Genomic DNA, 1,851 nt, shown 5'->3' with positions numbered 1-1,851 from the left:
AATCGAGTAGACGGCCGTGAGCCATAAGCTCACGGTTCGCCTCTCACACCACCGTACGTACGGGTCTCGTATACGGCGGTTCACTGGATTGTAGGTTGCGATTTGAGGTAATAAGAAAGCATGGATTCATAACCTTTTCTTCTTAGTCGTGACAAAGTTATCGTAGTGATCAGAATCGGACTCTGGGCAACAGCCCATCCCCCTTTCCTGGTTCTACTCCATGCATAGGCATGGTCTTGGTCCACTCCCAATCTGATCAGGTTTTTACGTTTCCGCTCGGGTTTCTTCCAGTCGTGCCAAATACAGTATCGAAGTCGGTTTCTTAGCCACTCGTCGAGTGATTTCAGCTTTGCGGAGATACTGGCAAGACGGTAATTGTTTACCCATCCCTGCCATACCTCTGCCAGCTTTTTGAGTCTTTCCTCAAAACTGTAGGGTTTGGTTTTCTTGGTGATCTGCTTGAGCTTGCGTTTCAGTGAGTCCCAGCTGTTTTTCTTCACCACCAACTGATATTTTCCTTTGACTCCTTTTTGGTACGTTGGAACAAATGCATGACCCAACATTTCAAAATTGGAAGGTCTTCGGATGCCGCTTTTCTCCCTGTTGATGGGAAGTCTGAGTTTTTCCTTTAGAAAAAGGTAAATCTCGTTACCCACTTTTCTGGCTTCCTTCTTTGACTTGGTGTAAATGCTGAAATCATCCGCATATCGGACGTATTTCAGGTTTCTTCGTTCCAGTTCCTTATCCAGTAAATCCAGAAGGATATTGGATAAAAGCGGACTGATAGGAGATCCCTGTGGTACTCCTTTTCTACGCCTGTGCAGTTTCCCGTTGATCCGGATAGGTGCACGCAGCCACTTTCGGATAAGCCTTAGGGTAGTCGGACATTTTACCCGTTGGTAGATCAATTGAAGTAGAACCGAGTGGTCAACCTCGTCAAAGAATCCCTTAAGGTCGATGTCCACTATATCCTGATAGCCATCATTGATGTTTTTCAGGGCTTGTGTTACCGCCTTATGGATGTTCTTCTCTGGGCGGAAGCCGTAGCTGTGCTCTTCGAACGTAAGTTCGTATTTAGTCATCAGCACTTGGCTTAACGCCTGTTGGAGCCATCTGTCTACTACTGTGGGAACTCCGAGCAATCTTGTCTTTCCGTTACTCTTGGGTATCTCGACCCCTTTGATAGGTTTGGGTACATAACTGTGGTTGAGGATGGATGTGGCAATCCTATCCCTGTTGCTTTCCAGAAAGGAAAGCAGTTCGGTGACCTTCATGCCGTCCACCCCTGCCGAACCCTTGTTCCGCACCACCTGTCGGTATGCTTTGTAAAGGTTCTTACGGTTGAGTACTTTTTCTATCATAACTTAATCTGTTAACCCTGTCCGCTTAAGATAAGGCTGCCACAAAAGTTGCTCCCTATCGAATTTGGACGTAATCCAATGTTCAGTCCTTCGCTGCCCAGTGAGACCTCTGTAGCTCATACAGCTCGTTGCCGGCAACTACTATGACCTCGGCTGACTTCTTTTAGGTGTTCTCGACACCCAAAGACCTCCCTCGGTAAGGTGAATATCCTTGTGTCTATCCCTGCCATATCTACTACTTCGGTACTTCCTCCCTTGCGGAAGGTTTGGACTTCGGTGTGCTGTGCCACCTCATCCGACCTCATAGCCTCCGTATATGGTTCCTGTTCGTCAGTACAGACACCGCAGTCTGGCTTACTTCACTGCATGCCTCACGGCAAACCAGCTTGCCACTTGCTTGGCTTCGGGACGTTACCCCCGCGCTTAAGGGACTTTCACCCGTTGGAACGGTCAACTTTTTGACCTATATTCACCATTCAAGGCACACACA

1 protein-coding gene is annotated in these 1,851 nt (G+C 47.8%); it reads right to left on the bottom strand.

What is annotated here, in order from left to right:
• Positions 1-80: 80 nt before the first annotated feature.
• Entirely contained in the window at positions 81-1,361 is a 1,281-nt protein-coding gene (ltrA, locus tag IEV57_RS19200; protein ID WP_188444653.1) for a group II intron reverse transcriptase/maturase, read from the bottom strand.
• Positions 1,362-1,851: the final 490 nt, after the last annotated feature.

It is taken from the genome of Belliella aquatica (assembly GCF_014637795.1).
Lineage (GTDB): Bacteria > Bacteroidota > Bacteroidia > Cytophagales > Cyclobacteriaceae > Belliella > Belliella aquatica.
The sequence above is the reverse complement of the archived record's forward strand: the minus strand, read 5'-3'. Positions and strand labels throughout refer to the sequence as shown.